Source organism: Porphyrobacter sp. YT40 (genome assembly GCF_006542605.1).
In the GTDB taxonomy this organism is placed as follows: Bacteria; Pseudomonadota; Alphaproteobacteria; order Sphingomonadales; family Sphingomonadaceae; genus Erythrobacter.
Genome location: NZ_CP041222.1, coordinates 1,733,846 through 1,757,268, shown reverse-complemented (window position 1 = coordinate 1,757,268; position 23,423 = coordinate 1,733,846). Strand labels below are relative to the sequence as shown.

The following is a 23,423-nucleotide window of genomic DNA, read 5'->3' as shown; positions in this document are numbered from 1 at the left end:
TGCCATTTGGCATTATTTTCATTATGTAGTGCCAGATCGAGAAAGACCATGCCGGCCCTGCAACCCGTTGATACGGCGCTTACCGCCTTCCGTCCCGATCCCATCACGCAGGACGAGGCGGCCGCCATGTTCCGCGCGGCGCTCAACCTGTTCGCCAAATGGGAGCTGACCGACGAGCAGGCCGCGACCCTTCTCGACATGCCGCTGCGCAGCTACCGCCGGTGGAAGGCGGAAGGGCCAGGGCGCATATCGCGCGACGGGCGGGCGCGGCTTTCCAACCTGATGGGCATCCACAAGGCGCTGCGGATCATCTTTCTTGAGCCCGGTCGCGGCTATGCTTGGATCAGGGCGGCGAACGACACCTTCGGCGGGGCCAGCGCGCTCGACGTGATGCTCGGGGGTGAGCTTACCGACATCATGCGGGTGCGCCGCTATCTCGACGCCGAGCGCGGCGGCTGGTGAACACGGCACCAGACCTCCCCGTTTCCCGCATCGCGTGGAATGGCGCTGTGAGGATCATCCGCAGCGCCTTCCCGCCGATCGACCTGTTCGAGGACATCGCCGACCCTGCCGACTGGCCGCTGCTCATCTCGGCGGAGCAGAAGACCAACCCGCGCATCATGGCGACAATCGGCAATCTCGATCTGGTTCCGGAGGCGCGCCGCGTCGGCGGGAACGGTGCGTCCTATCTGATGGCGCCCTTCACGCACGTCAGCCCCGACCGACCGAGCCGCTTTACCGATGGCAGCTGCGGCGTGCTCTATGTCGCTAGGGCGTTCGAAACCGCCCTGTTCGAGACGATCCACCACCACGCCCGTTTCATGGCGCGAACCCGGCAGGCACCCGGTTGGACCTCGCAGTTCCGCGAGATCGTCTTAGCGGTCGATGCAAGCCTGCATGATCTGCGCGACCTGCCGGGGGGGCCGGTTGCGGCGCTCGATCCCGACAGTTACGCCGCATCGCAGGCGCTTGCCCGCACGCTCAAAGGCGCGGGATCGGACGGGATCGCCTACCCCAGCGTCCGCCATCCCGGCGGCGAATGCGCTGCCCTGTTCTTTCCGGATTGCGCCTCGCACCCGTTGCAGGGTCGTCACCTCGACTATCACTGGGACGGCGCGCGGGTCGATCTGGTCCGCGATGCAGGATCGGGCGCGGTGTTCCGGATCGTCGATCAGCCGCCCGAGGGTGACTGACAGGCTAGCGCCCCGCCGGATCGCAACTCGGCAAAAAAGCGGCGCCGGAATTGGAACAAAAAACGCGGCAGCGGCTAGACGTACCGACACGGTAGCGCGCGCGCTGAATTCGGTGCCCCATATCCCGTGCGACACTGAAACCCGTGAAGCAACATTTTCACGACGCGAACGGCCAAGGCCTGCGAGGAGAAGCACGACATGACCGCGACGATCGTCATCAATGGCACAGCGCAACCGCTTCCCGCCGATCCGCGCACGTCGCTGCTGGACTTCCTGCGCCACGACCTCGGCCTGACCGGGACCAAGAAGGGCTGTGATCATGGCCAGTGCGGTGCCTGTACGGTCATCGTCAACGGCCTGCGGATCAACAGCTGCCTGACGCTTGCCGCGATGCATGAAGACGACGCGGTCACCACGATCGAAGGGATCGGTGGGCCGGATGACCCGTCCGATCTGCAGAATGCTTTCATGGCGCAGGACGCCTTCCAGTGCGGCTATTGCACGCCGGGCCAGATTTGCTCGGCAAAGGCGATGCTCGATGAAATCGCGATGGGCTGGCCCAGCGATGCCACCGCCGATCTTACCGCCGAAGTGACCTGCAATGAGGAGGAAATCCGCGAGCGGATGAGCGGAAATCTCTGCCGCTGCGGCGCCTATGCCAACATCGTCGCCGCGATCCGCGATGTGGCGAAGGAGCGTGCCGATGCAACCGTTTGAGCTGGTCCGCGCCAAGTCGCCCACCGATGCCGCGCAATTGGCGTCCGATACCGATACCTTGATGATTGCAGGCGGCACGAACCTGCTCGACCTGATGAAGCTGCAGGTGGAAACGCCCTCGCGCCTTGCCGACATCAGCAGGCTCGGCGGCGGCGACATTGCCGACACTGCCGATGGCGGCCTGCGGATCGGCGCGCTGGTCACCAATACGGCGACCGCGGTGCACCCGCGTGTTCGGCAGGATTACCCCGTGCTGGCCCGCGCGATCCTTGCCGGGGCGACGCAGCAGCTGCGCAACAAGGCGACCACCGGCGGCAATCTGTGTCAGCGCACACGCTGCTTCTATTTCACCAATATCGACCAGCCGTGCAACAAGCGCGATCCCGGCAGCGGATGCGGCGCGATCGAGGGGATTGCCAAGCTTCACGCCGTGCTCGGCACCAGCGATCAATGCATTGCCACCTACCCCGGCGACATGGCCGTCGCGATGAGTGCGCTCGATGCAATGGTTCACACCATGAAGGGCGACGGCAGCGAGCGATCCGTGCCGGTCCGCGAATTTCACCTGCTTCCCGGCGACACCCCGTGGCGCGAAAATGTGCTGGAGGACGGGGAGATCATCACCGCCGTCACCCTGCCTGCGCCTGTGAGCGGTGCGCATTACTACCGCAAAGTGCGTGAACGCTCGTCCTATGCCTTCGCACTGGTTTCGGTTGCGGCGGTGATCTCCATCGAGAACGGCGTCTTCAGCCGCGCCGACCTCGCCTTTGGCGGGCTGGCGCACAAGCCGTGGTTCGATCCGGAGATCGGCGAAGTGCTACTCGGCCAAGCGCCCAGCGATGCCCTGTTCGACAAGGCAGCCGATGTTCTCCTCCAGTCCGCGCGCGGGTTTGGCGAGAACGATTTCAAGATCCCGCTGGCACGGCGCACTTTGCATGCCGTCCTGTCGCAGGCCGTGGAGGATGCAGCGTGAGCACGACCCGAACCCAGACCGAAGGCGAAGCGCGCCTCGACACCATGAAGCAGGGCGTGCTGGGCGAGCCCCTCCCCCGGATCGACGGGCTGGCCAAGGTGACCGGTACGGCCCGCTACGCGGCGGAGTATCCGCTCGACAACTGCGCCGAGGGTGTTCTGGTCACCAGCAACATCACCCACGGCACTGTCACACGCATCGACACCGAAGCGGCCTTGGCAATGCCGGGCGTGATCGCGGTGATCGACGACAAGCGGCTCACCACGCGCGCGGCGCAAGGCACCGCCGACGAGGCGCCGCAGCAAGACCCCGTCACTGTGTGCTATTGGGGGCAGCCCATCGCTCTGGTGGTTGCGGAGAGTTTCGAACAGGCGCGCGATGCCGCCAAGCGCATCGTTGTCGAATATGATGCCTCACCCAATTTGCCGCTCGATCCGGCCGATGTCACGCCCGAGGAGCAGGAAGACGACACCGTCAGCCAGGGCGATCTGGCACAGGCGATGAAGGACGCCGCGCACAGCGTCGATGTGACGATCACGACCAAGGGCCATGCGTCTGCAGCGATGGAACCGCACGCCGCCATCGCCGAGTGGGATGGCGAGCGGTTGACGGTCCATGCCTCGCTCCAGATGCTGAACTACAACATCACCGAACTGGCCGACGCGCTGGATCTTGCCGAGGACAAGATCCGGTTGATTGCCCGCTATGTCGGGGGCGGTTTCGGGTCCAAGCTTGGGCTCAGTCAAGATGTGGTGGCAGCCTCGATCGCATCGATGAAGCTGAACCGCCCGGTGCGGGTGGTGCTCTCGCGGCAGCAGGTGTTCCAAGGCATCATGCGGCGGTCCGAGACCACACAGCGCCTGCGTCTTGCCGCGACGGCCGAAGGGAAGCTGATCGGCTTCGGTCACGAAGCGCTCGTATCGAACCTCCCCGGCGAGGAATTTTGCGAGCCTGTGCTGCAATCCTCGCACTTCATGTATGCGGGCGAGAACCGCGAGTTGAAGCTCAATCTCGCGCGGATTCACCGCATGACCGCCGGATCCGTGCGCGCGCCGGGCGAGGCCGTGGGCATGCCCGCACTCGAAGCTGCGATGGATATGCTCGCCGAGACATCGGGGATCGACCCTGTGCAACTGCGGTTGATGAACATTCCGGACAAGGATCCCGAAAGCGGTCTCCCCTTCAGTTCGCACAAGCTCGCCGAATGCCTGAAGCAGGGCGCCGAAGCCTTCGGGTGGGACGAAGGCCCGCGCAAGCCGCGCCAGCGGCGCGAGGGCGAATGGTGGATCGGCACCGGCATGGCGAGCGGCGCGCGCATCCACAACACGCAGGAAAGCCGCGCCCGTGTGACGCTGTCGCCTGACGGAACGGCGCGGGTCGAGACCGACATGACGGACATCGGCACAGGAACCTATACGATCCTCGCCCAAATGGTCGCGGAGATGCTGGGTCTCGACCCTGCGAGCGTGCTGGTCGACATCGGCGACACGCGCCACCCCCGCGGTCCCGGATCGGGCGGAAGCTGGGGCGCGGCCTCAATCGGCTCGGCGGCCTATCTCGCCTGTCAGGCGATCCGCGAAGAATTAGCGCAGCGGCTTCGCGTGGCCGAGGACGCGCTCGAACTTTGCAACGGCAAGGCAGGCGATGGTCGCAAGCTGACCGATGTTCTCGGCGGTGACAGCCTCTCCCACGAGGGGCACTACAAGCCCGCCAAGGAACAGGAAGATTACACCGCCGCCGGGTTCGGCGCCTTCTTTGCGCAAGTTCGCGTCAACCACTTCACCGGCGAAACACGGGTCGACCGGATGCTCGGCGCGTTCGGCTTTGGCCGCGTGCTCAACCGCCGCACCGCGCGCTCGCAATGTCTGGGCGGGCTGACCTGGAGTATCGGCACGGCCCTGACCGAAGCGCTCGAATTCGATCCGCGCGATGGTCATCTGGTAAATTGCGACCTCGCCGAGTATCATGTTCCCGTAAACCGCGACGTGCCCGATCTGGATGTCCTGCTGATCGAAGAGCGCGATGCCATCGCCAGCCCGATTGAGGCCAAGGGTATCGGGGAACTGGGCATGTGCGGCGGCGCGGCGGCGATCAGCAACGCGATCTACAACGCCTGCGGCGCGCGGGTTTTGCAGTATCCCGTCACGCCCGACAGCGTGCTTGCCAATCTCCCCTGAGACAGATTGGCGTCGTAACCATCTGAGCGATAAGGAATTTGGCTTCTATCCGGGCGATCCGCCAACGGCCTGATAAAGCCCGACCATTGTCGTCAGCTCGTCGGCCTTCACCTGGATGAGCGACAGTTCGACGCCAAGCAGCGCGCGCTGTGCATCGACCTGCTCGATATAGGGGGAATAGCCCGCGCGGTAGCGGTTGCGTGCATGACGCAGCGCATCGGCCACGGCAGTCTGTTGGGATGCAAGCGCAGCCTCCTGATCTTTCAGATTGGCCAGCAGCGCCATGCGGTCCTCGACCTCGGCAAAGGCGTTCAGCACGGTGGAGCGATATGCCCAGGCCGCCTGATCGCGCTGGGCTGTTGCTCCGTCGAGCTGCGCCTGCAGCTTCCCGCCCTGAAAGATCGGGGCAAGAATGCTGCCCCCCAGCGACCACACGCCCACGGGGTTGGCCAGCAGGTCGGACAGAACCAGCCCCGCCGAGGCACCCAGATTGACCGAAGGCATGAAGTCGGCGCGCGCCATGCGCATTTTCGCGTCGGCCGCAGCGATGCGATATTCCGCCGCTGCGACATCGGGACGGCGGCGCAGCAGCTGGGACGGTAGGGTCTCGGGCGGAGAAGGAAGGCGCAGCCCCTCCAATGTCCCGCCTCGCACGATCGCACCCGGCAGTTCGCCGGTCAGAACCGAAAGCGCGTTTTCCTGCCGCGCGATCTGCGCCTTCAATTGCGGGATAAGCTGCGCGGTGGCCTGATACTCGGCCTCTGCCTGCCTCAGCGGAAGCTGGGACGTGTAACCGACCTCGGCCTGATCGCGGGCGAACTTGAGCGCATCTTGCCGCGCCGCCAGCGTTTGCTCCAGGACCTGAAGCCGACTGTCGAGCGCGAGCAGGGTGATATAGCCGCTGGCCGTCGCCGCACTCACCGATAGCCGCGCGGCCTCCGCGCCCGCGGCGGCGGCGGCGACTCCCGCTTCTGCGGCATCGACCCGGGCGGCGTTCCTGCCGAAAAGATCGACCTCGTAAGAGGCTTGAAATGTCGGCTGCGCCGCGATCAAGGTCTGCGCCTGGCCGAAGGGAAAGACCTCGCGCCGGACGCCGCCTTCTGCCCCTGCCCCCAGCGAAGGCAGGAGAAAGCCGCGCGACCCCGCTTCGGTCGCGCGCGCTTCGTCCACACGTGCAGCGGCGACCCGCACGTCCGCGTTGTTCGCCCGCGCCTTTTCGACGAGATGCGAAAGCTGCGGGTCGCCGAACGCGTTCCACCAGTCCCGTTCGACCGGAGCGGTGACCCCGAGGTCTGTCCGCCAGTCGGTCGGCGGAGCGACGGCAATGGCGGCCGGAGCATCCTGTAATGCGGGCGCACAGGCAGACAGGAGGAGGGTGGAAGCGGTCAGCAGACCCATTGAACGGTTCATCACGATCAATCCTCCGTATGAACGGTGGCAACGACCGACATCCCCGGACCGAGCCTTCGCGCCGCCTCCTGTCCCTTATCGAGCACGATGCGCACGGCGATGCGCTGAGGCACCTTCACGAAATTGCCCGCGCCGGTGTCCGGCTTGACGAGGCTGAATTCGCTGCTGGCCGCAGGCGCGATGCTCTGCACGCGGCCGGTAAGCTCGATACCGCCTAAGGCATCGATTTCGAGCGTGGCGCGCTGGCCGACCGCCATATTCGCGGTCTGCGTCTCCTTGAAGTTGGCGACCACCCACAGATCGTCGGGGACGATATACATCAGCTGGGTTCCGGCGGTGACCAGTTGGCCGACACGCGCGCTGACTTCGCTCAACCGTCCGGCCCGCGGCGCACGGATTTCGGTGCGCGAAAGCTCGAATTCGGCGAGGCCCTTGGTCGCCTCTGCTCCGGCGACCTGCGCTTCGAGCGCACCCCGGCCCACGCTGACCGAGCGCACATTTTCCGCCGCGATTGCGCGCTGCGCCTGCGCCTGCCTGACGCCGGCCTGAGCCTGCAGCAGGGCTGCACGGGCCTGATCCCTTTCGCGCAGGGAAATCGAGCCTTCGTCGGCCAATTCGGCGACGCGATTCATGTCGGCCTGCGCTTTCTGAAGCCCCGCGCGGGCAGCAGCAACGGCGGCATCCTGCAGCTCCAGCTGAGCCTGCGCCGAACGGAGGCTTTGCGCACTGTTGGCCAGGGTCGCTTGCTGCGCTGCGGTATTGGCCGCGCCCTGCTGGAGCTTTTGCTGGTAGGGTGCATCGTCGATCCGGGCGAGCAGCTGGCCTTGCTCCACCCGCTGGAAGTCCGCCACCGGCACGTCGACCAGATAGCCTGCCACCTGCGGGCTGACGACAGTGGTGCGGCCGCGCACATAGGCGTTGTTGGTCGTCTCGTCGCCGCCTGCGAAAGGGGGAAGCCCCCACGCGAACAAGGCAAGGAGCACGCCGACCAGGATCGCCCCGACCGCCACCACGATCCGGCGGCGGGAAGGATTGGGGGCCCACCCCCGTTCTTGCCGGGAAGCGGCCGCATCGGCGGTCTTGATTTCGGTCTGTGCCGGGGTCTGATCGGTCATTGTCTTGTCCTTGCGAGCATGGCCTCCAGGAAGGCCAATTCCTTGGCGAGCGGATTGCGCCCGCGAATTTTGTCGATGAGCCAGGGCACCAGCACGACCGCGAAGGTCACCGCCGACAAGGTGCCGATGAGAACGAAAACATCGTTGAAGGCGAGCACAGCCGCCTCGCGTCCGACGTCACGCGAGATGCTTGCGGCGGCCGCCTGTTGTTGCAGCGCGGGGTCGGCCTGAAGCGGCGCGGCCCGTTGCGCGGCATTTGCGAGCGCCTGTGCCAATTGCTGATTTGCGAGCGTGAGCGTGCTTCCCGCATCGATGAGGTGCGTCTTCAGACGCACGGTGTGAAACGCGGACAGCAGCGAGATGCCCGCCAGGCCGCCGATCGATTGTGAGAGCGAGAATATCGCGATGAAGCTGATGACGTAGCTTTGCCCCGCAGCCAGTGCGCGCAGCATTCCCTCCATCATGATCGGTCCCATCGCGAAGACCGCGGCGAAGGCGATTGCGGCTTGCGTGAGATAGAGATCCTGGGGCCGCGTCAGGGCTCCGGTGCGCGTGTCGGCAAAGGCAGCGACGCAGATCACGAGGATCGCGAAAAGAATGGGACGGGTGAGGTCCTTGGGATCGAGCCGCACCACAGACAGCGCCATGCCGCCAAAGGTCGCCCCGGAAAGAACCCAGAAATAGCCCGTCAATTGCTCGTTGCCATAACCCAGCGAAGCAAACAGTCCGCTGGCACCAAACCCCTGTTCGGCAACCAGAATGCGCACCGTCGCACCGATCACCGCAAGCGCAAGAATCGCCCGGCTCGACAGCCAGCTGAGATCGAGCATCGGGCTCTTGCGGTTCGCTTCGATCAGGAAGCATCCGCCCAGCGCGGTGATGGCGACGATCAGGGCATAGCCAAGCCAGGGTGTGTCCCACCACTGGATGCGGCCCTGGATGAGGAACGCGCACAGGGCAGCGACCCCGATCACGAACAGGGCAATGCTCGGGATGTCGAGCCGCTCGAACGTCTCCGTGCGAATTCCGGGCGGAAGGCGAAGTGCGTGGACCAAGCCGAAACCTACCAGCGAGAGGGCGAATTGAAACTGGAAGATATGCGTGATGTCCCCATCGACCAGCAGGGCGGGCGACAGCGCGCGCGTCAGAGGGAAGGCGACCTGCGCAAGCCCCAGCGATATGACCAGCCCGCCGACGCGCATGGCAGCGGGAAGTCCCTGCATCAGGTAGTAGATAGCCAGCGCCGACAGCCCGCTGGCGGTGATGCCCGCGACGGCGCGCGCGGCAAGTTCGGGGTAATAGCCGGGACCGATCATCTGGATGAAATTGGCCGCAACCAGCCCGGCCATGGCCCAGCGAACGAAAGGCTGGATGCCGAATTCCTGCCGCACGCGGAACAGCAGCATGCTCATCGTGGCGTAGGTCGAATAGAAGGCCACCGTCAGCCAGCCCGTCTCGACCGGAGTCAGTGCGAATTCGGCCTGAAGTGCCGGTGCATTGGCGAGCAGGAAACCATTCTGCGCACCGCCGATCAGCCCCATGAAGACGCCGATCGCGAGATAGGCCGCACGGCGCGCCGGCGGGTGGTCCGGGTTGGCAGGTGAGCCGGGCAGAATCGGCATTTCATGCGGCTTGAACCGGTAACCGTCGATGTGGTCGATCAGGGGCGCACGGTCGGTCACGGGAGGATGCCTTCCCCGATCAGCGTATCTTCGAGCGCGCTGGCGAACTGGGCATCTGTATCGAGGCCATCGACCAGCTTTCCCAGACGTTCGCGCCGCGCCACTGCGCTGGCGGCAGAATAGATGAAATTCGCCATCTTGAAGGGAAGGTGAGACGGCGTCGTCCCGGCCGCGTCAGCCGCCGCCTGCGCAAGATCGATGAAGTGGCGATGCAGCGGCAGCGAAAGCGTTTCGAGCAACCATTGCGACCGGTCGCTGTCGATCGTGATGTCGCGCAGCAGCAGGCGAGGAACCTCGGGTCGGGCAAGCAGATAGGACAGGAAAGCGCGGGCCGAATAGTCGATGCGGTGCTGCGCGCTTGCAGCCCGGCTCTGATCGAGCGCTTGCTCCAACGCCGCACGCAAGTCTGATCCCGCTTGCGAGACGATTTCCTTCCACAAGCCCAGCTTGCCGCCGAAACGATAGGAAATCAGGGCAACGTCGACGCCCGCATCCTTCGCGATTTCGCGCAGCGAGGTCGCTTCGAAACCCTGTCCGGCAAAGCGGCGCAGGGCGGCGCGTGTGATCGCGACGCTGGTGTCGGTATCGGTATCCTTGGGACGTCCTCGTCCCCGTCGTTCAGCCATGCATCATTCCTTGTGCGATGCAACATAAGACCGAACGGCGCTTTATTCAATGCTTGTTGAATAAAGCAGGTCAGGTCGCCTGTCCGCCTCGCGGTGCGACCCGATGCGAGAGATAGGCGGTGGCTTGCGAAGTGTTCCATCTTGCCGAAAAATAATATCGCGAACCAGAAGGACAGCTGGCGGTTGAATCGCCAATCCGGCCCTACAGAGGTGGCCGGAACTTTCGAAGTAACAGGAGGAAATGCATGAAAATCCTCATGGCTCTCACCAGCCACGGCGAATTGGGCGGGATAGCTTCCGGGAAGGTGGGACACATCAATCATCCGCAATCTCCGACCCGGCGAACCACGCGGCGTAGGGAGAATTGCGCACCAGGAAGCGATTGAAGTCCGGCGCCCCATCAGTCCACCATGGTGGGCCGCGCTCGCCGAGCGCGAGCTTGGCGGAGTGCACCTCGCGCCGGGCTGCGGCGAGCGACGCTTCATCTCCGGTCTGCAAAGCCGCTTTGACTGCGCGGCGCGCTGCCATCAGCGTTTCGACCAGTTTCGCGCGGTGCGCTTCCGGCAAGGCCGGGTCGGAGCAGCGCCACAATCGCCCGCGCACGACAAAATAGCGTCCGTCCGGTGTCACCGGGTGCTTCACGGTCGGATGTCGCCTGATAGCCGATCGAAGCGATCGAGCCGCGCGGCAATCGCCCGGCGATCTGCTTCGTGTTGCGCCCGCGAGAGGGCATGTCCTGCGATCGCGCGTACCTGATCTGCCAACCAGCCATGCCATTGCGAATGAAGCGCGTCGGGCGCTTCGGTCGCCGCAATAAGCCGCGCAACATTGTCGATCATCCGGATCGAAACGCTGGGATAGTCGGCGGCTGCCTGCCGGAAGGCGGCCAGCGGATCGCCGAACAGGCTGGCGAAGTCCTGCCCGGGCAGTTCAACGCGCGGATCGTGGGCCCAGCACGCAAGCTGGTTCTCGCCTACCCACGTATGTCGATGTTCGCGCATGACCACCATGAGCGCGTCTGCGCAGGCGAGCGCCGTGTAGAAATCGTTGATCGCCGGCGAAAGCGCGCGAGCGGCGATCTCGACCAGAAGGCGAACGCGAAATACCGTGCCCTGCCCGTCGCTGCGATAATCGCCGATCGGCACCGCGCGCGCGAGCTTTCGCAGGTCGACCGGGGCCGAACCGACACCCTCCGCGACCTCGATCAGCGGTTCGCCGCGGGCCACGTGACGGCCCGGGGCTGCGCAAATCCGGATCGCAGTGGCAGTCGGCGCCGCTTTTGCCACGGCGTCACAATCGATCCCTTCCACATAGCCATCCCGCGGGGCGACAAGCACGGTGACCCAATTGTGCGAGGGACCTTCGAGCCGGACGCTGATCGTCGCCGGAGGGTTCGCCGCATCACGGCAGAGGGCAGCGATCGCTCGGTCGACGAACATCGAACGGCCGAGATCGTGCAGGGATACGGCCAGCATGGCCAGGTTCACCAGCTGAAGCATCAGCACCACAGCCGTCAGCCCAAGCGGCGTTTGCGCAAGGTCGGCCTTGGGATCGATTGCCAGCATGGCGCACAATGTCACGGCGAGACTGAACGAGAGGCCGGCGATCGAAACCCGAACCAGCCGCTTGTCGAGCCAGCGGTCGATCAGGCGCACCCCCAGATTGCTCGCCGCCAAGGAAAGCACGATCAGCGTGATCGAAAAGTACAGGCTGATGAAGGCTGCGTTGACGCCAGCGGCCACACCCGCGAAATCGCGGGCGGTCTCCGACGTGGCGACGGGGGCGAGATCGGAAGCGACAAGCCAGCCGGCCAGTCCCGCGCGATCCAGCGCAAGCACGCCCAAGGCGAACGGGACACCGAGGATCACGGCGGCCACTGCCAGCGCCCAGTAATTCCCCACCAGTTTGCGGAGCAGCCATCCCGCTTGGCCCTTGACCGGTAGATGACGCGCCATGCCGGTGATTGCCTTCCGTTTGAAATCTCTTGTTTCGCGTGGAACCAAAGCCGCTTCGCTCTCCTTTGTGCCGCGATCATCCGGCAAATTTCGCCGGGCCCCTTTCGCAATGGAGTATTGTATGGGCGTTGCACCTGCTGCGGGGACGCTTGCCGCGTCGCCTGCTGCCACGATGGGGGTTGACCCCGGCACCCTGGCCGATCGTGTCGGCAATATCGAGAACCTCGTCGCGCTGACTTCCGGGCAGTACACGATGGGGTCGCTGATCCTGATGGTCAGCTTCGGAGCGCATTTCGCGTTCCTGCTCTATTTCCTCATGACCAGCCTGCAGCTCGCGCCGCGTTACAGGCTGGTGCCGATCATGTCGTCCATCGTCATGCTCAGCGCCGGGCTGAGCCTGATGCAGGAATTCAATCTCTGGCGTGCCAGCTACGAATTCATCGGCGGGGTCTATCGCCCGCTGGCCGACGGCGAGACCTTCACCAATGCCTATCGCTACGGCAACTGGACGATCACCGTTCCGATCCTGCTGACGCAGCTTGCGATCGCCTTCGCGTTGCCGCGCCCGGAATTGCACAAGCGGTCGCTGCGCATGATCATTCCGGCCGTGCTGATGATCTGGACCGGGCTTTACGGCCAGTTCGGCGAGAGCGGAGACTGGGCGCGCCTCAACATCTGGGGTGTGATTTCGACCCTGTTCTTCGTCTGGCTGATCATCGAGGTGCGCGGGGTCATCACCCGGGCCATCGAACTCAGCCCGCGCGAACTGGTCGCCTGGCCGAAGAACATCTGGTGGTATTTCCTCGCCACCTGGGGGATCTATCCGATCGCCTATGCCCTGCCCCAGCTCGGATTCAACGGCGATGTGGTGGTCGCGCGCCAGCTGCTCTACTCGATCGCGGACATTGCCTCGAAGCTTGTCTACGGCATCATCCTCAGCCGCTATGTCCTGCGTCGCAGCGCGCTCGAGGGTTACGCGCCTTCTGCCGAGGCTCTCGAAGTGTCGCCGCTGGGTGCAGCCGTCGCCTCGTCGCGCGGTGACTGATGACAGGCGGCGCGGAACTCGCGTCGCCGCAATGGCCCCGGCATAGCGCCGGGGCCATCATTGCATCGGCGGCGCTGCTCGCGGCCCTTGCGCAAATTGCGGGAATCGGCGCGATCCTGCTGGTCGGTGGGATGTTCTTCGCTGCGGGCCTCGCCCACGGAGCGGCGCTGGAAGATGGACGGACGCTCGCCGCCTATACCATCCCCGAAGCTGTGGCCTATGTCGCTCTCGCTATCGGATTTGCCGGCCTGTTCATCGCGCTGCCGTTCGCTGGCCTTGTTGCCTTCCTTGCCCTGTCCGCATGGCACTTCGCCGCAGCGGGGCGTCCGCGGGGACATCATCCGCAATCAGCGATAGCGCTGGCGCTTGTCATCATCGGCGGGGGCGCACTGTTCTGGCCGGACACGACCCGCGACATCTTCACGCGGCTGACAGGCGCACCGATCCCATCGCTTTTCATGACGGGTCTCGCCACGCTGGGAGCGATCGGCATCGTCATGGCGATGGCCGCACGCCTGAAGCACAGGCGCGGTAGCCGTGCTGCGATAGCCGCCGTATTGGCGGGCGTGCTTCTCCATCCGGTCCTGGCGGTAGGGCTCAGCTTCCTTGCCTTTCACGCCCTTCCGGAGACCATCAGACAATTGGAGCGGTTCGGCCCCGGCCCGACCTTCGCCGCCGTATTGCCGACTTTGGTGCTGGCCGCGATCGGCGGCATGATTGTCGCCGGTCTCGTGTTCGGCGGCGTTATAAGCCTGCCGGTCGCCGCAGCTTTGGCTGTGGGCATGACGGTCCCGCATATGCTCGCCGGCGATCTGCGGCCGTAATACCGGCTCTCTCTCCCGTGGTGATACGGGCACACGTGATCGAGCGGCGACAGGAACATCGCGGGCTATCTGGTCTTAACACTGGATCAAAGCCCCCGCCGAAGGAACCTGCCATGACCCGCAATGCCGCCCCGCCCACGACCACCGATGCCGGCATCCCCGTGCAGAGCGACGAACACTCGCTGACGCTGGGACGCGATGGGCCGATCGTTCTGAACGATCATCACCTGCTCGAGGAAATGGCGCAATTCAATCGCACGAATATTGCCGAGCGGCGCCCGCATGCGAAGGGGTCGGGCGCTTTCGGTCATTTCGAGACGACTGCGGACGTATCGCAATACACGAAGGCCAAGCTGTTCCAGCCAGGGATCAAAACCGACGTGGCGATGCGCTTCTCCACCGTCGCGGGCGAACGCGGCAGCCCCGATACCTGGCGTGATCCGCGCGGCTTTTCGGTTAAGTTCTACACCGAGGACGGCAATTTCGACATGGCCGGCAACAACACGCCGGTGTTCTTCGTGCGCGATCCGATGAAGTTCCAGCATTTCATTCGCAGCCAGAAGCGCCGCGCCGACAACGGTCTGCGCGATCACGACATGATGTGGGATTTCTGGACGCTCTCGCCCGAAAGCGCGCATCAGGTTGCCTATCTGATGGGCGATCGCGGCGTGCCGAAGAACTGGCGCGAAATGAACGGCTACGGCAGCCACACCTATATGCTCATCAACGAGGCGGGCGAAAAATTCTGGGTGAAGTTTCACTTCATCACCAATGTCGGCGATAAGCGCGGCAATGCCCATTTCACGCAGGATGAGGCTGTAAAGATGGCCGGCGAGGACAGCGACTATCACCGCCGCGATCTGTTCAATGCCATCGCAGCCGGCGATTACCCCAGCTGGACGCTCAAGTGGCAGATCATGCCGTTCGAGGATGCCAAGAGCTACAGGATCAACCCCTTCGACCTCACGAAGGTATGGCCGCACGGCGACTATCCCCTGATCGACGTCGGCACGCTGACGCTCGATCGCAATCCGACCGACTGGCATTCCGAGATCGAACAGCTTGCGTTCGAGCCGAACAACATGGTGCCGGGCATCGGCCTGTCGCCTGACAAGATGCTGCTTGCCCGCGGCTTCTCCTACGCCGACGCGCATCGTGCGCGGCTCGGGACGAACTACAAGCAGATCCCGGTGAATGCGCCGATCGCGCCGGTACACTCCTATTCGCAGGGCGGGCACATGCGCATCGATAAGCAGGTCGATCCGGTCTACGCGCCCAATTCCTATGGCGGGCCTCACGCACAGCCGCAGGTCGGCGGCGAGGCGACGTGGCACGCCGATGGCGACATGGTTCGCGCCGCCTACAGTCTGCGCGAGGATGACGACGACTGGAGCCAGGCACGCGCGCTGGTGATGGAGGTCATGGACGATGCCCAGCGTGACCGGTTCGTCGGCAATGTCGCCGGACACCTTGCCGACGGTGTCAGCGAACCCGTGCTGAAGCGCGCCTTCGACTACTGGGCCTGCGTCGACGAGAGCCTCGCAGGGCGCATCGAGAAGGCGGTACGCGACAAGATCGGCGGGAAAAGCCAATCGGAAGGCATGATGTCGGCGCAGTCCATTACGGCACGCGAGGATGTGCCATTGCCCTCCGCAATCAGTCCTTTGCGTGATGCGGCCGAATAGCCGCCGTTGCCGGAAGGGGGGCGGGCTTGATTGCCGTCCCCTTTCAAACACCTTGGTGCCGATTTTTGTCTGGTGTTAAACGTCAGCAGACGGCCTTGATCGGCCTTTGCATGACGTGATGGAACTTTCGGGGATGAGGCGGCTTCGGTCTTCATTGGCTAACAGACACGAGGACACCGGATCATGAAAAAGCTCGCAGCCTCCGCCGCCATGGCATCGATCGTCCTTGGCTTGGCCGCATGCAACGTACCTGCGGCGCAAGATGACGATGCAGCCACCGATCCGACCGAAGGCACTTCGGAAATGATGGGCGGTGACGATGCGCAGCCCAATCCCAATCTCGGCACGGCCGAAGGTCAGGACCTCGATGAGGTGGATGTCAAACCGACCCCGGATTTGCCAGTGAGCGAGGACAAGATGACCGGTGCCGATGCTGTCGAGGACCAGAAATCCGAACCCGAGTGACATGTCACGGATTTCCTCCGAATAAAACGTGACGGTCGGATCCTTCCGATCTCTCATGCCTGCTTCGGCTCAATCTTGAAGACAAGTGGCGACTGCGGATTAGCTGCCAGCAACGCAGCGCTCGCTGACGAACATTTGAGGCGAAGATCGTCGGACGCCTAGAGCGTAACGGCCGGATCGCGGCGACCTGGATGGTCGAGACACAGAGGCGCGCACAATAGCGCCGGTCCCTGCAAATGCCTCATCGGCCAGCCCGCAGCTATTTCGTCGCGGGACATCCCGACCCCCTGAAAAATGCACTTCGACCAACGCCGGTACCGCGATGCGAGGCCAAGTCACCACACTGCGTGTGACCGGTTCGTCGACGTTTGCGAACCATGTCGCGGCGCAGGCCACGACCGATATTGCGAATAATTTGCATTTACAACTGCGGCACGAGCCGATAGGCGGCGATTCAGAAATCGTAGAGGCAGGAACGGTGAAGGCGCGTCATTTGACCATGTGCGGGGGTCTTATCAGCAGGCGCGTCGATCTGATCGAGGTCACGGCATGACACGTCGCACGATCAAGGCATGGGCAGCCGTTCACAAGTGGGCCAGCCTTGTCAGCACGGCTTTCCTGCTGATGCTCTGCCTCACCGGACTGCCGCTGATCTTCCATGACGAAATCGACTGGCTGACCGAGGATCTACCGACCTACGGCGCGCCGGGCATCGGATCGTCCGGCACCTCACCCGTACTGCTGCCGCTCGACGAGATGCTGGCCCGCGCTCTCGCCAACCGACCGGGCGAAGTGCCGCTCTACATGGCCTTCGACAACGACCAGCCTTCGATGACGATTACGACCGGCCCGCGTCCGGATTCTCCGGCGTCGGAAATGACGATCCAGTCTTTCGATCGTTCGACGGGCGAACTGGTCGGCGCCGTCTCGGAAGACAGTGCCAGCGGGGTCGGCGCAGCGATGCACTTCCTGTTGGAACTGCATACCGACATGTTTCTCGGTCTGCCGGGAATGCTCTTTCTGGGCGCGATGGGCGCGGCTTTCGTGGTCGCGCTGGTATCGGGCGTGGTGCTTTACGCCCCCTTCATGCGCAAGCTCGATTTCGGCACGCTGCGAACCGGCAAGGCCGCCCGCACCAAGTGGCTGGATTACCACAATCTGCTCGGCATCGTCGGGCTCGCGTGGATGTTGGTCGTCGGTCTGACGGGTGTGATCAACGCCCTCGCCGTCCCGATCGAGAGCGCGTGGAAGTCCAACGAGCTGGCAGCCATGACCCGCGATTATGCCGGACGCGCCCCGCTCGATCCGGCGCGCTACGGCTCGCTCGACACGGCCATGGCGGCCGCACGTGCGGCCCTGCCGGGCAACAATCCGCAATTCATCGCCTTTCCGGGCGGCACCTTCAGTTCGAACCATCACTATGCCGTGTTCTTCCAGGGCGACACTCCGCTGACCGAGCGCCTGCTGACCCCGGCGCTGGTCGATGCCGAGACCGGCGAATTTACCGATGCGCGGGCCATGCCGTGGTATTATCAGGCGCTCTCCCTGTCGCGCCCACTGCATTTCGGCGATTACGGCGGCCTTCCGCTCAAGCTGCTGTGGGCGGTGCTCACACTGTTCACCATCCATGTGCTGGGCACGGGGCTCTACCTGTGGCTGGCCAAGCGCAAGGCGCCTGCCTCCGCGCGGACGCACGTCGCCGCCATTGCCGAGCCTGCGGAATGAGCCGCGCCCGGCCTCTGTCGGTGATCTTCGCATGGCCCCTGGCGATCTTTGCCGTCGGCCTTGCGGGCCTGATCGTCGCCCTGACCGGCGAGGGCTGGCGCGATGCTGCGGCATGGGTGGCGCTAGCCGCTCCGCTGGTCGTCGTGCGTTGGGCCATGGCCCGCCGCCTCACCTGAAAACTCTATCTTGCCTTCTGAAGGAACACGCATCGTGACGACACTCGCCTTCCGCCGCCGCCTCCTGCTTGCCACATCGCTCGGCCTCGCCCCCCTTTCGGCGCCCGTTGCCGCGCAGGAACTCGCCGGAGATGACGAGAATCTCATCATCGTCACGGCCCAGCGTGCCAACCAGTCGGGTGTCGAACAGCAGGGCAGCGTGGGCGTTCTGGGTGACAAGGATGCCGCCGATGTGCCGTTCAGTATTCGTAGCTACAATGCCGCGTTGATCCTCAACCAGCAGCCGCAGACTCTCGGGCAGGTGCTGGAGAACGACCCGACCATCCGCACCACGACCGGCTTCGGCATCGCTGGGGAGCTGTTCGCGATCCGCGGCTTTGCGCTCGCGGGGGACGATATCGGCTATGACGGGCTGTATGGCATCATGCCGCGCCAGCTGGTCGCACCCGAACTTTATGAATCGGTGCAGGTGCTCAACGGATCGACCGCCTTCCTCAACGGTGCGGCCCCCGGCGGCACCGGCATCGGGGGAAGCGTCAACCTGATCCCCAAGCGCGCCACTGATGACGCAATAAACCGCGTCACGGCGGGCTTCACTGGGCCGGAGCACGTCGGCGGCAGCTTCGATATCGCACGCCGCTTCGGGGGCGGAGGCCAATGGGGCATCCGCGTCAACGGCACCGCGCGCGCAGGCGATGTGGCGATCGACGACGAGTTCCGCAGCACCTATGTTCTAGGGGCGGCGATCGATTACAACTCCGGGCCGCTGCGCGCCTCGTTCGATCTGGCCTATCAGCGGGTCAAGGTCGCCCACTTCCGGCCCAAGCTGAGCGTCAATAGCCTTGCGGTGATCCCCGATGCGCCCGATGCCGACACGAATTTCGGCCAGCCGTGGCAATACACCACCCTGCGCGACATCTTCGGTCAGGCGCGGGTCGAATACGACATCGCCCGGGACGTGATGGTCTATGCCGCATTCGGCGCGCGCGACGGAGCGGAGGAAGGCGTCTACAGCACGCCGACCCTCGTCGATGCCGCCACCGGCGAGATCACCGTCAGCAGTTCCTTCATCCCGCGCACCGACAACAACGAGGCTGCCACCGCAGGTCTGCGTGCCAGGTTCGCCACCGGCGGGGTCACGCACGAGGTCAACGCGGGCGGATCGATCAACTGGCTGGTCAACCGCAACGCTTTCGAATTCTACGCCCTCTCGGCCGAGAGCAACAATCTTTACGCGCCGGTCACGGTAACCCCTTCGACGACGGTGACTTTCGTCGGCGGCGACCTCGACGATCCGTTTCCGATCGGTCGCAGCCGCCTGACGAGCGGCTTTCTGTCCGACACGGTCGGTTTCTGGGATGACCGTATCCTCCTGACCGCCGGGGTGCGCTTGCAGTCGATCAACACCAAATCCTATTCGAACGCCACCGGCGCGCTGACAAGCGAGTATGACGAGGACAAGCTCACCCCCGTGTTCGGTCTGGTGGTGAAGCCCGCCGATGGCCTGTCGCTCTATGCCAACCGCATCGAAGCGCTGGTGCAGGGTGCGGTCGCACCGGCCAGCGGGGCGAACCCTTCCGGCGGGGCTCCGCTTCCGGTCACCAACGCGGGTGAAGTGCTGGCGCCCTTCGTGTCCGAGCAATACGAGGTCGGCGGCAAGATGACGCTGGGCGGTATCGACCTGTCGCTTGCAGCCTTCCAGATCGACCGCGAAACCGCGATCCTGCGCCTTGCCCCGGGCCAGACGGACGCGCTGGAATTCGGCCCCTTCGGCATCCAGCGCAACCGCGGCGTCGAATTCACCGTGGCCGGCGAATTGACCAAGGGGCTGCGTCTGATCGCGGGCGGATCGGTGGTCGACGCGAAGCTGCGCCGCACCCAAAACGGCGTCAACGAAGGCGCGCAGGCGGTGGGGGTGCCCGAGTATCTGCTCAACGCCAACCTCGAATGGGACGTGCCGTTCATCCCCGCACTGACGCTGACCGGGCGCGTGGTGCATACCGGCGAGCAGGCCGCGAACATCGACAACACGCTGTTCCTCGAGGAGTGGACGCGCTTCGATCTGGGTGCTCGCTATGTCGCGGTGGTGGGAGGCGCGCCACTCACCTTCCGCGTCAATCTCGATAATGTGGCGGATGCCGATTACTGGGCCTCGGCCTTCGACAGCTTCCGCCCCGATCTGCAACTCGGTGCGCCGCGCACGTTCAAGGCCTCGGTTACCTACGATTTCTGACGCGCGAGCGGGCCGGTCGGAACAGTCACCGACCGGCACCGTATCTGCACATTCCGATTTTGGCGCCCGCCAGTTCAGCGGCAATTTCGCGGCTCTGTGGCGGAGCCGCGCTGTCGCCGATCCTGCCAATCCGATGTCGCTAACTGCGATGGCAGGTCATTTGCCCGATGCTGTCCCGCACCTTGCCAAAGCTCTCCATTCGTCCCGGAAGGATCGCGGTTGGTCGAAATCACCGCCCGATTTGGTTGCGAGCGCCAAGGAATACCTATCAGGGCTCCGTCCTTGTCCGCAGCGGCCCCTTGCCGCAGGCGCCCCCTGCCTGCCGGTGTCGCATGTGAGCAAACCGAACCCAAGACCTCGAACAGGGATATTTCTCAATGATTTGTAATGATGTTAGGCGCCGCCGTGCGCAGCTCATGCTGACCGTGGGCGCGATCGGTCTGAGCGTCGCGATGCCTTCGCTTGCCGCTGCGCAGGATGCTGTGCCTTCGGACACGGAAACGACCGAGGCCGAAGGCGAAGCGATCGTCGTCACCGGCACGCGCATCCAGCGCCCCGAAGCCGCGACCGCCACCCCCGTGGTCGCGATCACCTCGGAAAACATCATCCAGTCGGGCGTCAACAATGTCACCGAACTGCTCTCGCAGACCCCGGCGCTGTTCAATTCGGAAACCAATTTCGATGCGGCCGGCTCGCAGGCGCGGACCGGCGCGGCGGGGGTCAACCTGCTCAACCTGCGCAACCTCGGTGCCAACCGCACGCTGACGCTGGTCAACGGCCGTCGCCATGTCGCGGGCGTTTCGGGCGAGGCCGGGGTCGACACCAACACCATCCCCGTCAGCCTGATCGAGCGCGTCGACGTTCTCACCGGCGGCGTGTCGTCGATCTACGGTGCGGACGGCGTATCCGGCGTGGTCAACTTCGTCATGAAGCGTGACTTCGAAGGCATTGATATCCGCGCGCAGAACGGCATTTCCGACTTCGGCGATGCCGACAGCAAGTTCTTCTCGGCGACGGTGGGCACCAACTTCGCCGACGATCGCGGCAACATCGCGCTCAACTACGAATTCCGCAAGGATGGCCGCGTCGGTTTCGGTGACCGGCCCGCAGGGCGCTACGAGGCCGACACGCTGGTCCGCAATCCGAACGACATTCCCGACGATCCGAACGTGCCGGACAACATTTTCCTCAACCAGATCGGCTATGCCGACAGCTCGCCGGGCGGCGCGCTGGTGATCGACGGCAGCTTCGCCCCGGTCTTCAACGGCGACGGCCGGCCCTATGATCCGGGCACCTTCCTGCCGCAATCGGGCTTCCTCGCGCAGGGCGGCGACAACACCCCGATCAACGACTATCAGGGCGACCTGCAGGCCGGGACCAAGCATCACTCCTTCAACGCGCTGTTCAACTTCGAACTCACACCGGACGTGCGGCTGTTCGCCGAAGGCAAGTATGTGCGTTCGAAGAACTTCACGGTCGCTCAGCCTTCGTTCGATTTCTTCACCTTCATCTCGGAAGACAACCCCTTTATCCCGGAGAACGTCCGCGCGGCGGGCCTCGATGAATTCGGCGGCCTGCTGTTCAACCGCGACAACTTCGATTTCGGCACGCGCAACGAGAATTTCGAGCGTGACCTCTATCGCGGTGTGATCGGGATCGACGGCAATCTCTCGTCGAACGTCAGGTTCGAGGCGAGCTACGTCTATGGTCGCAACGACACGCAATACATCTCGACCAACCAGCGCATCGAAGACCGCTATTTTGCCGCGCTCGACGTGGTGGATGTGGGCCAGTTCAACACCGGCACCCCGAACGGCGTGTTCGATTGCCGCGTCAATCTCGACGGCGGGGCGATCGTGGATGCGGGCAACGGCAACTATGGTCAGGCACCGCAGACCTTTACGCCGGGCCAGTGCGTGCCGCTCAACATCTTCGGGGAGGGCGCACCCAGCCAGGCGGCGCTCGACTTCGTGCTGACCGACACGTCGAACCGCTACCGGATCGAACAGCATGTCGCCAACGCCTTCATTTCGGGCGATTTCGGCAACTTCTTCGAACTGCCCGGCGGCGCGGTCAACTTCGCGTTCGGCGGGGAATATCGCAAGGAAAAGAGCAACTTCCAGCCCGACGCGATCTCCACCCAGGTCACCGATTTCGATGAAGGTTCGGGTGTGCTGGCCGATCTCGCGCTGCTTGCTCCGGAAGTCGGCAGCTTCGATGTGTGGGAAGCCTTCGGTGAAATCAACGTCCCGCTGCTGTCCGACCGTCCGTTCTTCGAGGTGCTCGAATTCACCGTGGCGGGCCGTCTGTCGGACTACTCGACCGTGGGCACGACCGAAGCATGGTCGATCAACGGCCAGTGGGCCCCGATCCGCGATATCCGCTTCCGCGGCGGCTATTCGGAGTCGGTGCGTGCGCCGAACATCACCGAGCTGTTCTCGCCGCGCAGCGGAACCTTTGCCTTCATCGATGATCCGTGCGGGCCGGAAAACCTCAATCAGGGGACCCAGTTCCGCGAAGCCAACTGCCGCGCGCTGATCGAAGGTCTGGGCGTCGATTTCGACACCTTCGACCCCGCCAGCGACATCAATGCGAGCGCAAGCCGTGAAGGCGTGTTCTCGGGCAACCGCAACCTCACCGAGGAAAGCGCGACGACCTGGACGGCGGGCGTTGTTCTGCAACCGCAGTTCGTGCGCGGGCTGACGATCACGGCGGACTGGTACGACATCCGTCTGACCGACGCGGTGCGCACGCCGTCGCTGAATGAAACGGCGGAGTTCTGCGTCGATTCGGCAACGCTCGACAACGTGTTCTGCGATGCGATCACGCGGTCGACCACCGACGGCTTCGTCACCAACTACCTGCTCTCGCCGCAGAACGTCGCCTTCATCGAGACGGCGGGTGCGGACGTGACGGTGAACTATGCCTTCACGCCCGGCAGCGGGTCGCTCGGCCGGTTCAACCTGCGCGGCACGGTAGGCTATCTCGACAAGCTGAATGTGCTGCCGGCCAATGGCGGGATCGTCGATGACAATCAGGGTGAAAACGGTGCGCCCGAGTGGGTCGGCACGGCGGACGTCACTTGGACGCTCGACAACTTCACGCTGAATTACGGCGTGCAGTACATCGGCGACCAGCTCCGCTTCGAGAAGGACGTAATCGCCGGCGATCCTGATATCGCCGCGCCGGAGGTGCTGACGATCAACGATCGCTTCATCCACGACATCCGCGCGGAAATCAGCACGGATGACGAACGGGGCAGCTTCTTCCTCGGGGTGAACAACCTCACCAACGAACTCCCCACCCGTGGGCTGGCATTCCAGCAGGGTGTGGGCTGGATGGGCCGCTATTTCTACGCGGGCGTCCGGTTCACCACCGACCAGCTCGGCTTCTAAGCACGACGCCGCGAGGCGCAAAAATCG

The 23,423-nt window shown here is 64.3% G+C and carries 20 protein-coding genes; 14 read left to right on the top strand and 6 right to left on the bottom strand.

Annotated elements, in window-relative coordinates:
* Positions 1 to 48 precede the first annotated feature (48 nt).
* From E2E27_RS08160 to E2E27_RS08140, 5 genes are all read left to right on the top strand, one after another.
* Positions 49 to 462, top strand: a complete 414-nt coding sequence (locus E2E27_RS08160) for an MbcA/ParS/Xre antitoxin family protein (protein ID WP_141458476.1) — start codon at positions 49 to 51, stop codon at positions 460 to 462.
* Positions 456 to 1,193, top strand: coding sequence for an RES family NAD+ phosphorylase (locus tag E2E27_RS08155; RefSeq protein ID WP_502705539.1), 738 nt, complete (start codon positions 456 to 458; stop codon positions 1,191 to 1,193). The genes E2E27_RS08160 and E2E27_RS08155 overlap by 7 nt, the downstream gene beginning before the upstream one ends.
* A 198-nt stretch (positions 1,194 to 1,391) precedes the next feature.
* Entirely contained in the window at positions 1,392 to 1,910 is a 519-nt protein-coding gene (locus E2E27_RS08150) for a 2Fe-2S iron-sulfur cluster-binding protein (RefSeq protein WP_141458474.1), read from the top strand.
* The gene (locus E2E27_RS08145; RefSeq protein WP_141458473.1) at positions 1,897 to 2,883 is read left to right on the top strand and encodes an FAD binding domain-containing protein; all 987 of its coding nucleotides are present in this window, start codon (positions 1,897 to 1,899) and stop codon (positions 2,881 to 2,883) included. Before E2E27_RS08150 ends, E2E27_RS08145 begins: the two co-directional genes overlap by 14 nt.
* 44 nt (positions 2,884 to 2,927) lie before the next feature.
* Positions 2,928 to 5,060 carry a xanthine dehydrogenase family protein molybdopterin-binding subunit gene (locus tag E2E27_RS08140; protein ID WP_141461712.1) on the top strand — a complete coding sequence of 711 codons (2,133 nt, stop codon included), beginning with the start codon at positions 2,928 to 2,930 and terminating at the stop codon, positions 5,058 to 5,060.
* Between the two features lie 45 nt (positions 5,061 to 5,105).
* On the opposite strand, the gene E2E27_RS08135 is transcribed toward E2E27_RS08140, so the two are convergent.
* The 6 genes from E2E27_RS08135 to E2E27_RS08110 all read right to left on the bottom strand — a co-directional run bounded on the left by E2E27_RS08135 (position 5,106) and on the right by E2E27_RS08110 (position 11,935).
* Entirely contained in the window at positions 5,106 to 6,470 is a 1,365-nt protein-coding gene (locus E2E27_RS08135) for an efflux transporter outer membrane subunit (RefSeq protein ID WP_141458472.1), read from the bottom strand.
* 5 nt (positions 6,471 to 6,475) lie between these two features.
* On the bottom strand, positions 6,476 to 7,585 hold the full coding sequence (locus E2E27_RS08130) for an HlyD family secretion protein (protein ID WP_141458471.1): 1,110 nt from the start codon (positions 7,583 to 7,585) through the stop codon (positions 6,476 to 6,478).
* On the bottom strand, positions 7,582 to 9,267 hold the full coding sequence (locus E2E27_RS08125) for an MFS transporter (RefSeq protein WP_141458470.1): 1,686 nt from the start codon (positions 9,265 to 9,267) through the stop codon (positions 7,582 to 7,584). The genes E2E27_RS08130 and E2E27_RS08125 overlap by 4 nt, the downstream gene beginning before the upstream one ends.
* Positions 9,264 to 9,893: a TetR/AcrR family transcriptional regulator gene (locus tag E2E27_RS08120; protein WP_141458469.1), complete on the bottom strand. Its 630-nt coding sequence runs from the start codon at positions 9,891 to 9,893 to the stop codon at positions 9,264 to 9,266. Before E2E27_RS08120 ends, E2E27_RS08125 begins: the two co-directional genes overlap by 4 nt.
* 315 nt (positions 9,894 to 10,208) lie before the next feature.
* The gene (locus E2E27_RS08115; RefSeq protein ID WP_141458468.1) at positions 10,209 to 10,535 is read right to left on the bottom strand and encodes a hypothetical protein; all 327 of its coding nucleotides are present in this window, start codon (positions 10,533 to 10,535) and stop codon (positions 10,209 to 10,211) included.
* Positions 10,532 to 11,935 (bottom strand): DUF2254 family protein, encoded by a 1,404-nt coding sequence (locus tag E2E27_RS08110; protein ID WP_141458467.1) that lies wholly within the window; start codon positions 11,933 to 11,935, stop codon positions 10,532 to 10,534. Before E2E27_RS08110 ends, E2E27_RS08115 begins: the two co-directional genes overlap by 4 nt.
* Positions 11,936 to 11,969: 34 nt before the next feature.
* Here E2E27_RS08110 and E2E27_RS08105 point away from each other — a divergent pair, with 34 nt between their 5' ends.
* From E2E27_RS08105 to E2E27_RS08065, 9 genes are all read left to right on the top strand, one after another.
* A complete protein-coding gene (locus tag E2E27_RS08105) occupies positions 11,970 to 12,893 on the top strand; it encodes a bacteriorhodopsin (RefSeq protein WP_234036245.1) in 924 nt (307 codons plus the stop codon).
* A gap of 131 nt (positions 12,894 to 13,024) precedes the next feature.
* Entirely contained in the window at positions 13,025 to 13,717 is a 693-nt protein-coding gene (locus tag E2E27_RS08100) for a Brp/Blh family beta-carotene 15,15'-dioxygenase (protein ID WP_234036244.1), read from the top strand.
* 113 nt (positions 13,718 to 13,830) lie between these two features.
* Entirely contained in the window at positions 13,831 to 15,402 is a 1,572-nt protein-coding gene (locus tag E2E27_RS08095) for a catalase (protein WP_141458465.1), read from the top strand.
* Positions 15,403 to 15,585: 183 nt separating this feature from the next.
* Entirely contained in the window at positions 15,586 to 15,867 is a 282-nt protein-coding gene (locus E2E27_RS08090) for a hypothetical protein (protein WP_141458464.1), read from the top strand.
* Between the two features lie 322 nt (positions 15,868 to 16,189).
* Positions 16,190 to 16,420 (top strand): hypothetical protein, encoded by a 231-nt coding sequence (locus E2E27_RS08085; RefSeq protein ID WP_141458463.1) that lies wholly within the window; start codon positions 16,190 to 16,192, stop codon positions 16,418 to 16,420.
* Complete coding sequence (locus tag E2E27_RS08080) at positions 16,417 to 17,592, top strand: PepSY-associated TM helix domain-containing protein (RefSeq protein WP_141458462.1); 1,176 nt, start codon at positions 16,417 to 16,419, stop codon at positions 17,590 to 17,592. Before E2E27_RS08085 ends, E2E27_RS08080 begins: the two co-directional genes overlap by 4 nt.
* Positions 17,589 to 17,768 carry a hypothetical protein gene (locus E2E27_RS08075; RefSeq protein ID WP_141458461.1) on the top strand — a complete coding sequence of 60 codons (180 nt, stop codon included), beginning with the start codon at positions 17,589 to 17,591 and terminating at the stop codon, positions 17,766 to 17,768. Before E2E27_RS08080 ends, E2E27_RS08075 begins: the two co-directional genes overlap by 4 nt.
* Before the next feature lie 34 nt (positions 17,769 to 17,802).
* Entirely contained in the window at positions 17,803 to 20,001 is a 2,199-nt protein-coding gene (locus E2E27_RS08070; RefSeq protein WP_141458460.1) for a TonB-dependent receptor, read from the top strand.
* A gap of 416 nt (positions 20,002 to 20,417) precedes the next feature.
* Positions 20,418 to 23,396 (top strand): TonB-dependent receptor domain-containing protein, encoded by a 2,979-nt coding sequence (locus E2E27_RS08065; RefSeq protein WP_181443626.1) that lies wholly within the window; start codon positions 20,418 to 20,420, stop codon positions 23,394 to 23,396.
* Positions 23,397 to 23,423 lie beyond the last annotated feature (27 nt).

What these genes read in the sequence shown, in the direction of transcription:
- E2E27_RS08150 (WP_141458474.1), top strand. Translation starts at nt 1,392, where the DNA reads ATGACCGCGACGATCGTCATCAATGGCACAGCGCAACCGCTTCCCGCC.
- E2E27_RS08160 (WP_141458476.1), top strand. Translation starts at nt 49, where the DNA reads ATGCCGGCCCTGCAACCCGTTGATACGGCGCTTACCGCCTTCCGTCCC.
- E2E27_RS08095 (WP_141458465.1), top strand. Translation starts at nt 13,831, where the DNA reads ATGACCCGCAATGCCGCCCCGCCCACGACCACCGATGCCGGCATCCCC.
- E2E27_RS08065 (WP_181443626.1), top strand. Translation starts at nt 20,418, where the DNA reads ATGCTGACCGTGGGCGCGATCGGTCTGAGCGTCGCGATGCCTTCGCTT.
- E2E27_RS08130 (WP_141458471.1), bottom strand. Translation starts at nt 7,585, where the DNA reads ATGACCGATCAGACCCCGGCACAGACCGAAATCAAGACCGCCGATGCG.
- E2E27_RS08145 (WP_141458473.1), top strand. Translation starts at nt 1,897, where the DNA reads ATGCAACCGTTTGAGCTGGTCCGCGCCAAGTCGCCCACCGATGCCGCG.
- E2E27_RS08100 (WP_234036244.1), top strand. Translation starts at nt 13,025, where the DNA reads ATGTTCTTCGCTGCGGGCCTCGCCCACGGAGCGGCGCTGGAAGATGGA.
- E2E27_RS08120 (WP_141458469.1), bottom strand. Translation starts at nt 9,893, where the DNA reads ATGGCTGAACGACGGGGACGAGGACGTCCCAAGGATACCGATACCGAC.
- E2E27_RS08140 (WP_141461712.1), top strand. Translation starts at nt 2,928, where the DNA reads ATGAAGCAGGGCGTGCTGGGCGAGCCCCTCCCCCGGATCGACGGGCTG.
- E2E27_RS08075 (WP_141458461.1), top strand. Translation starts at nt 17,589, where the DNA reads ATGAGCCGCGCCCGGCCTCTGTCGGTGATCTTCGCATGGCCCCTGGCG.
- E2E27_RS08135 (WP_141458472.1), bottom strand. Translation starts at nt 6,470, where the DNA reads ATGAACCGTTCAATGGGTCTGCTGACCGCTTCCACCCTCCTCCTGTCT.
- E2E27_RS08080 (WP_141458462.1), top strand. Translation starts at nt 16,417, where the DNA reads ATGACACGTCGCACGATCAAGGCATGGGCAGCCGTTCACAAGTGGGCC.
- E2E27_RS08105 (WP_234036245.1), top strand. Translation starts at nt 11,970, where the DNA reads ATGGGCGTTGCACCTGCTGCGGGGACGCTTGCCGCGTCGCCTGCTGCC.
- E2E27_RS08090 (WP_141458464.1), top strand. Translation starts at nt 15,586, where the DNA reads ATGAAAAAGCTCGCAGCCTCCGCCGCCATGGCATCGATCGTCCTTGGC.
- E2E27_RS08085 (WP_141458463.1), top strand. Translation starts at nt 16,190, where the DNA reads ATGCGAGGCCAAGTCACCACACTGCGTGTGACCGGTTCGTCGACGTTT.